This is a genomic window from Bacteroidota bacterium, assembly GCA_030706565.1.
GTDB lineage: Bacteria > Bacteroidota > Bacteroidia > Bacteroidales > JAUZOH01 > JAUZOH01.
Map to the genome: position 1 here is coordinate 1 of JAUZOH010000131.1, position 9,284 is coordinate 9,284.

Below are 9,284 nucleotides of genomic sequence, written 5' to 3' on the forward strand. Positions count from 1 at the left end.
AGAATATTCATTTTTTTGGCTTTTGAGCGTTTATTGCAAACTGATTAGTTTTTTCAGGGCATTTAAAGCTTTTCCGCTTTCCAGCGATTCTTTGGCTTCGCCCACGCAATCTTCAAAACTTTTTGACGGGGTGATGCATTTCAATCCCATCGCCGAATTGGCGATCACTGTCTGCGTTTGGGCTTCTGTTCCCTGGTTGGTCAGTACGTCCATGAAAATTTTGGTGGCGTCGTCCACTGTTTTGCCGCCGTAAAGTTCTTCGGGCCTGACTGTTTTTAGCCCCAGCATGGACGGGCTCATCACTTGCTCCAGTTCCCGGGAGGTGATTTTAAAATCGCCGGTCAGGGAGATTTCATCATAACCATCGAGGCTGTATAGAATAATAAAGTTGGTCTTTGTTTGCTGGTAGATGTAATTGTACAGTCTTGAAATTTCCAGGCTGTAAACACCAACCATCTGGTTTTTTGGGAAACTGGGATTGATCATGGGCCCAAGCATGTTGAAGAATGTTTTTACGCCCAGTTCGCGGCGGATGGGGGCAACGTTCTTCATGGCCGAGTTAAACAAAGGTGCATGCAGGAAGCAGATTCCCGTTTTTTCCATTTCTTCTCTTAACTTAGGGACATCGTTTTTAAATTTATACCCTAAGGCTTCCATGACATTTGAAGAACCACAGTTTGATGAAACCGCGTAATTGCCATGTTTGGCCACTTTGCCTCCTGCACCGGCCACAACAAAAGAGGAAAGGGTGGAGATGTTGAAGGTGTCTTTCTTATCGCCGCCGGTTCCACAAAGGTCTATGGTGTTGAAATCCGAAAGATCAACCGGGGTGCACAATTCAAGCAGTGCATCACGGAAACCTGCCAGTTCTTCTACTTTTATGCTTCTCATTAAATATACTGAAATGAAGGCGGCAATTTCCGAATTGTTGCATTTCCCGTTGGCTATTTCTGTTAGTGCAGCTTTGGCTTCTTCGCGATTAAGTGTTTGATGTTCAAATAATTGTTCTAATATTTCTTTTATCATGATTTTTCAATTTTAATTTTCCAGTGTTCAAATTTTGTCGGTTACGCATTCGCCTGATTATTCAATCCTTAGCTGTTCAGCCAGTTTTCGATGATTTTTTCGCCATGTTGGGTCAAAACGGATTCGGGGTGAAACTGCAAACCTTTTACATCATATTGTTTATGGCTTATGGCCATGATTTGTCCTTCATCGTCAACTGCCGTGATTTCAAAGCAGGAGGGAAGGCCCTTGTTGCTGATAATCCAGGAATGGTAGCGTCCGGCTTTGATGCAAGCGGGGATATCTTTGAATAAAGTATCCTGTAGCTTGAGAATTTTCACATCGGTAGCAACGCCGTGGTACACATCGGGCAAGTTGATCAGTTCTGCGCCAAATGCCTGTCCGATGGCCTGATGGCCAAGGCAAACGCCCAGGATGCTTTTGGTTTGTGCATACCGTTTGATCAGATCCAGCATGATGCCTGCATCAGCGGGAACTCCGGGACCAGGTGAAAGAACAATCTTGTCGTATTCATCAATTTTATCCAGTGAAATTTCATCGTTCCTGAACACATCAACGGTATCCTTGGTGAGTTTCCTAAGTGCATGGACAAGGTTGTAGGTGAATGAATCGTAATTATCGAGAACTAATATTTTCATTTTCTGAGTTATTATCGCGTTTGTAAAATTAGGAAATGGTATTTGCCATAACAATTGCTTGTTTCAGAGCAGCAAGTTTATTATTTACTTCATTTAATTCGCCTTTGGGATCGGATGCTGCTACAATGCCTGCTCCTGCCTGGTAAATGAGTGTATTGTTTTTGCAAAGGAAGGAGCGGATCATAATGGCATGGTTGAAATTGCCGTTCAGCCCGATATATCCTATACAGCCGCCGTAATAACTACGGTTGATGTTTTCGTATTTGTTGATCAGTTCCATGGCCTTGTATTTGGGCGCTCCTGAAAGTGTTCCGGCAGGAAAAGTATTGGCCATAACCCGGATGACATTGGTACCCTCGGGCAACTCGCCTGATACACGGGAAACCAAATGAAGCACATGGGAATAATATTGAACCTCGCGAAAAGTTTCAACCTTCACATGGGTTGAATTCCGGCTCAGGTCGTTGCGGGCCAGGTCAACCAGCATCACATGTTCCGCATTTTCTTTTTCGTCGAGTACAAGTTTGGCAGCCAGTTCTTTATCCTTGTCATCGTCGCCCGTACGCCTGAAGGTACCGGCAATAGGATTGATATAAGCTTTGCCGTCTTTTATTTCCAGTTGTACTTCAGGAGAGGAACCAAAAATTTTATAACTTCCATAATCGAAGTAGTACAGGTAAGGCGAAGGGTTGATAGACCTCAAAGCCCTGTAAACATTGAATTCGTCACCGCTGTATTTCTGGGAGAACCGGCGCGAGAGCACAATCTGGAAAACATCACCCAGATGGCAATGGTCAATTCCTTTTTGAACCATATCCATATACTGCTGGTCGGTGATGTTGGATTGTTCGTGATTGTCGGATTTGAAACCGAATATGCCGAAATTTCTGTTGTACAGCAGGGACTCAACTTTCTCTATTTCACTTTGTTCCCCGTTAAATATGTTTTCTATCAGGGTCAGGGTATTTTTGAAGTGGTTGATGGCAATGATGAATTTATAGAAATGGTAGCGCATTTCGGGGATATATTCATCTTTATGGGCAGGGGCCTGAATTTTCAGTGTCTCGAAATACTGGATGGAATCATAGGCCGTATATCCGAAAAGTCCGTTGATATCTGAATATTCAGAGTGGTCATTGTTTGAAAAGCTTGAAAGAAAGGCATTCATATTTTCGGGAACTGAAATTTCCTTACTGATTGGAGTTTTCAGACAATCGCCATCGGGATATTCTTCTATAATCTGGTTGTTTTCGACTGTGAAGCCGGCTACAGGCTTCAGGCATATATATGAGTAACTATTGGAGTTGCCGTGATAATCCGAACTTTCCAGCATGATGGAGTTGGGGAATATATCTCTTACCTTCAGGTAAATATTTACAGGAGTGGTTGTGTCGGCAAGCAACTGCTTGGTATTGGTCTTGATTGAGAATTTTTTCATTTTTATTTGATTTTAATTCATTAATAAATTTACGGCGAAAATTTTAAAGAAAAAGGCCCGCCGTGAGTACGGCAGGCCTTATAATTATGACAATGGCTATCCCTCTCACGGTTTGATTCCTGAGTTGTGCCACCACCAAATATGTAAGTTCGAATTGTTCATTTTTTTAAAGTAAAAACCAATATAAAATAAAAAAGGCTTACCATGATTGGGTAAGCCTTTGAAATATCTTTTGCCTGAATAATCAGGATAGCTTTCCTTCCTCACGGTAAAAACTGTAAGTAAATTGCCACCACCAATAATTATTTAGACGATTTGTATTCATTTTTCTTTCAAATTTCTGCTTCAAAGGAAAGAAGAAATTTTATAAATCCAAAATGTTTTTTGATTTTTTTTATTTCTTCCAGAGTTTTTCCATGGTTTCCAAAGATTTACCCTTGGTTTCGGGAACCATCCGCCACATGAACAAGGCTGATAATATGCCCATTACGCCGTAAATCCAATAGGAAAAACCGTGATGGAATATTCCGGTCAGCCAGGTGTTGTCGTTCATCATCGGGAAGGTCCATGAAATAACCAGGTTGGCAATCCATTGGGCTGCAACTGCAATACTCATGGCATCGCGGATGCTGTTGGGAAATATCTCGGACAACAATACCCAGGTTACCGGTCCCCACGACATGGCAAATGAAGCAATGTAAATCAGCATAAATATTAAGGCTCCGAGGCCTACGTGCTGGGTGAAGAAAGCGCTTCCCAAAAGGAACATGCTGACGGCCATACCCAAAGAACCAATGATCATCAGCGGTTTACGCCCAAAGCGGTCGACTGAAACAATGGCCAGAACCGTAAAGGAGAGATTAACTATGCCGACAATAATGGTTTGCAGAAGGGCTGTATCGGTGGCACTCCCCATGTTTTTAAATATTTCAGGGGCATAATAAAGGACTACGTTTATTCCTACAAATTGCTGAAATACAGACAGAAGTATGCCGATCAGGATAACCAGGAAGCCATAACTGAGCCATGGCGCTGATTTGGTCTTCAGGCTTTCTTTAATGTCATCTAATTCAGACTGTGCGGCTTCAGCTCCGCTTAATTTTTTAAGCAAATCCAGGGCTTTGGTTGGTTTATCCTTCATCACCAAATATCTTGGGGTTTCGGGAACAAAAAATAACAGGATCAAGAAGATCAGGGAAGGAATCATACCCGAAGCAAACATCCAGCGCCAGCCTGTGGTAATGTTCCAGGATGTATCCCCTTGCTTTGCAATAAAATAGTTGACAAAGTAAACCACCAGCATACCGAAAATAATTGCAAACTGGTTCCAGGATACCAGCTTTCCACGGATATTGGCCGGTGCAATTTCAGCAATGTACATAGGAGAGAGCATGGAAGCCAATCCAACGCCTATGCCCCCTATTATTCTGTAAAAGATAAAGGAATTAATGGTTTCGATGCAAAGAAAATTCATTTTATCGGGTATAGAAGCACCCAGCGCCGACAGGCAGAAGAGACAGGCTGCAAGAACCAGTCCGTTTTTACGGCCCATGTTGCGGCTGACAAATCCGCCAATGGTTCCTCCCAGTATGCAACCAATCAGGGCACTTGAAACGGTGAAACCTTTAAGCGAATTTGCCGTTTCTTCATCAAGTATCCGGGGTTGAAGGAACATCCTGACCATGAAAAAGGCGCCAACCGCAAAAAGCAGGATAGTACTGATTAATCCGTTCTTTTTTGAAAACAGTTTAAAAAAGATGGCACTGATGGCTGTGCCTAATATGATCATCACCAGGCATACGGTTATCCTGTATTGAAAGATCACGGAAAGGGCATGTACCTGATCATGAAATAAGGGGGTAATAAAAAAAGAGTTCAGAGAGCCTACTGCTCCCGAAATGACTGCAGTATCATATCCAAAAAGCAAACCTCCCAGTGTTGCCACCAGGGTGATGCCCATGATATAGAAACTATTTTTTTTTATTGAATCATTTGACATTGTTTTGAGTTTAGGTTTTAATTTTTCAAAGGGTACAGTAATCCCGGGAATATGAATTGTCCATATACTCCGGGATTAAGAATGTTAAATGCAGGTAACGGCCGGATGAAAATACCGGCCGTTATTTGAAAATTAAAGGTATTGATTGATGAATGATTCGTACAATTCCTGTTTGCCGCTGATTTGTTTAGGTTCGCCATTTTTAACGGCAATTTCCCTCAGATCTTCCAGTTTGAATTTACCCTGTTCGAATTGGGCACCTTCTCCGTTATCATAAGAAGCATAACGTTCTTTACGCAGTTTCTTGTAATCGGATTTTTCGAGAACGTCATAGGCAACCATCAGGGCACGGGCGAAATTATCCATACCGGTGATATGTGCAATGAAGATGTCTTCGAGATCAGTTGAATTTCTTCTGGTCTTGGCGTCAAAGTTGACCCCACCGGTTGTGAAACCACCGGCTTCAATGATCACCAGCAAAGCTTCTACCAATTCATAGATGTTTACAGGGAATTGGTCGGTATCCCAGCCATTCTGGGCATCGCCACGGTTGGCATCGATGCTGCAGAATAAGCCTGCATCGGCAGCAACCTGCAGTTCGTGCTGGAAAGTATGGCCTGCCAGGGTAGCATGGTTCACTTCAATGTTCATCTTGAAATCACCGGCCAGTCCGTGTTCTCTAAGGAAACCAACAACAGTGGCTGTATCAAAATCATACTGGTGTTTGGTGGGTTCCATGGGTTTAGGTTCAATCAGGAAGGGGCCTTTGAATCCGTTACGTCTTCCATATTCCCTTGCTGTTTCGAAGAAACGGGCAATATGCTCGAGCTCGCGTTTCATGTTGGTGTTGAGCAGGCTCATATATCCTTCACGTCCGCCCCAGAATACATAATTTTCACCACCCAGTTCGATGGTGGCATCCAGTGCATGTTTTACCTGGGTAGCAGCCCATGTTAAAACATTGAAATCAGGATTACTTGCAGCGCCGTTCATATAACGGGGATTCCCGAATACATTGGCGGTTCCCCACAACAGTTTAACGCCTGATTCTTTCTTTTTCGCTTTGGCATAATCAATGACGGCTTGTAATCTTCTTTCAGATTCCATGATTGATTCCCCTTCATTGACCAGGTCAAAATCATGGAAGCAAAAATAGGGGGCACCTATTTTGGTGATGAACTCAAAAGCAGCATCCATTTTGTCTTTTGCCTGCTGGATTGGATCGGCAGCTGCAAGCCAGGGGAATGTTTTTGAACCCGGGCCAAACTGATCGCTTCCTTCATTGCAGAAAGTATGCCAGTAGGCAACAGCAAAACGCAAGTGTTCTTTTAAAGTTTTTCCGGCAATTACTTTGTTCTCGTCATAATATTTGAAAGCCAATGGATTTTTTGATTCTTTGCCTTCAAATTTGATTTTCCCAATACCCGGGAAATACTCTTTGTTTCCAACTAAGTAATTCATAATGTTTGATTTAAATTAATAGTTAAATTTTGTGTTTGTAAATAAATATTATATAAATAATTGATAATCAATAAGATATATAAATCCTATGGTTCTTTAATTTTTTGTGGCTTTTTCCAAAGCTGTTTTCCAGTTGTTATACAAAGTCAGGTATTCATCCTGTTTTGATAAATCGGGCTCAATGGTTTCGAGTTTTTTCAGTCCTGCAAAGGCTTCTTTATAATTCTTGTAATAACCTATGCCGACACCGGCGCCTATTGCTGCACCCACCGAGCCGTCAGTAGCATAAAGCTCGATGACAGATCCGGTAATGCCTGCCAGGGTATCCCTGAAAATAGGGCTCAGGAACATGTTTGATTTACCTGCGCGGATAACTTTAGGATTGATGCCTATGGATGACATGATGTCCATTCCGTATTTGAAGGAGCAAACAATACCTTCCTGGGCGGCGCGGAACATATCGGCTTCATTGTGCATGTTGAAATTCAATCCGTTGATGTGGCAGCCTATATTTTTATTCTTAAGCATACGCTCGGCGCCGTTTCCAAAGGGCAGTATTGTCAATCCTTTTGATCCTACCGGAACTTTTGAAGCCAGCTCGTTCATTCCTTCGTAATCTATTTGTGAACCCCCCAGATTGTGCTTCATCCAGGAATTGAGTATGCCTGTTCCGTTGATGCAGAGCAGTACGCCCAAACGGGTATCTTTATCACCATGGTTGACATGGGCAAAGGTGTTGACCCTTGAGAACTCATCATATTTAATTTCATCACTTACCCCATATACTACGCCTGATGTTCCTGCAGTAGCGGCAATTTCTCCGGGATTAAGAACGTTAAGTGAAAAAGCATTGTTGGGCTGGTCGCCTGCACGGTAGGAAACTTTAATGCCGGGATGCAGGCCCAGTTCCTTGGCAGCCTGGGCTGTCAGTTCTCCCTGAAAAGAAAAAGTAGGTTTAATAGGGGCAATCAATTCACGGTCTATTCCATAATAGTTAAAAAGGAAATCGGCCAGTTCATTTTTCTGGAAATTCCAGAACATACCTTCAGAAAGTCCGGAAACAGTGGTGTTTATTTCACCGGTCATCTTCATGGCTGCGTAATCGCCAGGAAGCATGATTTTATATATTTTTGAATAAACCTCCGGTTCATTTTCTTTTACCCATTTCAATTTTGAGGCGGTGAAATTGCCTGGAGAATTGAGCAAATTTTCAAGGCAAACCTTTTCGCCTATTTCTTTTATGGCCTTGTCGCCAATTTCCACGGCACGGCTGTCGCACCAGATAATGGAAGGGCGCAGAACTTTTTGGTCCTTGTCAACGACCACCAGCCCGTGCATCTGATAGGAAATGCCAATGGCCTGAATATCTGCCGCATCAATTTTTGCTTTTGACAGGGCGGCGGCTGTAGCCAGTTTTAGATTTTCCCACCATACCGAGGGCTTTTGTTCCGCCCATCCAGCTTTAACAGCAATAATTTCCATTTCACGTTTCGGATAAAAAGCCGAAGCAACGACACTGCCTTTTTCAGCATCGATAATGCTTGCTTTTACCGAAGAACTGCCCAGATCATAACCCAGTAAATACATCGTTTTAGTTTTTTAAGTTTTTAATAATATTCTGAATTTTAATATTTTATATGACAAAGCCCAAATTATCCTTACGGTTTTTCATATAAAGTTCCTTGTCAAACCGGTAAAGCAGGGCAGGCTTATGCGAAACATCCTTTTCTTTCTCATTGAGTGAAACTATATATTTGAGGTTTGCAATTTTTTTCCTGAAGTTGCGGTTATCCAGCTTAACGCCCAGTATGACTTCATAGATTTGCTGTAACTGGCGCTTGGTGAATTTTTGCGGCAACAATTCAAATCCCAGAGGTTCTGTGCGGATTTGCATGCGCAAAGAATTTAGCGCTGATCCTAAAATTTCATTGTGGTCGAAGGCCAGAGCAGGTACATCATTTACATTCAGCCAATGCGTTTTGAATTCGTAAGAATCCGTATTGCTTTCTTCAATTTTCACCAAAGCGTAATAAGCTACGGTGACAATCCTTTTTACAGGCATTCCTGATGTTTTGCGCAGCCATTCCAGGTCCGGTCCTTCCTGGATACGGCCAGGCGAGCCGAAAACATTGAAATGTTTCAGGTAAATATCTTTAAGTCCGGTCAGTTCGCATAAAACGCGGGCTGCTGCTTCTTCCAATCCTTCATTTTCAGCAATCAGGTCGCCGGGAAGTTTCAGGGAATGATGCGTCGACCCGGCAATATTTTCATCGTTCATTTCAACCAGTAAAACCTTCAAGTTCCTGTAATCGAAGCCGAAAATCACACAGTCGACAGATATGTGGGGATTTAATATTCTCACCATTTCATTCTAAAAATTATAATCGAAAGGTATGAAATAAAAAATCAACTTAGCGTAAAAAATACGTTAAATATGTTGATTTTTTTTTCAACCGTTTATTGCTTTTAGTAATGAGTTTAAAATCAAATATTAAAGTTTCGCAAGTAAATATCTCCCTGAACAGAATAAAATTTAACAACTGAGATTTATTATTCATCATGTCACATAGAAATAATGAACAATATTCCTCTGTGTCTTCTCTGTGTACCTCTGTGTTATTGTATCGATTTATTACACAGAGAACCACAGAGTTTTAACACAGAGTGCCACAGAGAAATCTGTTATAACCCCTTTATATTACTTGCGAAACTTAAATCAAAT

The 9,284-nt window shown here is 42.0% G+C and carries 7 protein-coding genes; all 7 read right to left on the reverse strand.

Annotated elements, in window-relative coordinates; translation table 11 throughout:
- Positions 1-30: 30 nt before the first annotated feature.
- Positions 31-1,023: an anthranilate phosphoribosyltransferase gene (trpD, locus tag Q8907_08390; protein MDP4274280.1), complete on the reverse strand. Its 993-nt coding sequence runs from the start codon at positions 1,021-1,023 to the stop codon at positions 31-33.
- Positions 1,024-1,094: 71 nt separating this feature from the next.
- On the reverse strand, positions 1,095-1,664 hold the full coding sequence (locus tag Q8907_08395; GenBank protein ID MDP4274281.1) for an aminodeoxychorismate/anthranilate synthase component II: 570 nt from the start codon (positions 1,662-1,664) through the stop codon (positions 1,095-1,097).
- 28 nt (positions 1,665-1,692) lie between these two features.
- The gene (locus Q8907_08400; GenBank protein ID MDP4274282.1) at positions 1,693-3,102 is read right to left on the reverse strand and encodes an anthranilate synthase component I family protein; all 1,410 of its coding nucleotides are present in this window, start codon (positions 3,100-3,102) and stop codon (positions 1,693-1,695) included.
- A gap of 394 nt (positions 3,103-3,496) precedes the next feature.
- Positions 3,497-5,101, reverse strand: a complete 1,605-nt coding sequence (xylE, locus tag Q8907_08405; protein MDP4274283.1) for a D-xylose transporter XylE — start codon at positions 5,099-5,101, stop codon at positions 3,497-3,499.
- Between the two features lie 132 nt (positions 5,102-5,233).
- Positions 5,234-6,562 carry a xylose isomerase gene (xylA, locus tag Q8907_08410; GenBank protein ID MDP4274284.1) on the reverse strand — a complete coding sequence of 443 codons (1,329 nt, stop codon included), beginning with the start codon at positions 6,560-6,562 and terminating at the stop codon, positions 5,234-5,236.
- Between the two features lie 96 nt (positions 6,563-6,658).
- Positions 6,659-8,149: an FGGY family carbohydrate kinase gene (locus Q8907_08415; protein MDP4274285.1), complete on the reverse strand. Its 1,491-nt coding sequence runs from the start codon at positions 8,147-8,149 to the stop codon at positions 6,659-6,661.
- A gap of 46 nt (positions 8,150-8,195) precedes the next feature.
- A complete protein-coding gene (locus tag Q8907_08420; GenBank protein MDP4274286.1) occupies positions 8,196-8,927 on the reverse strand; it encodes an NUDIX domain-containing protein in 732 nt (243 codons plus the stop codon).
- Between the last annotated feature and the right edge of the window lie 357 nt (positions 8,928-9,284).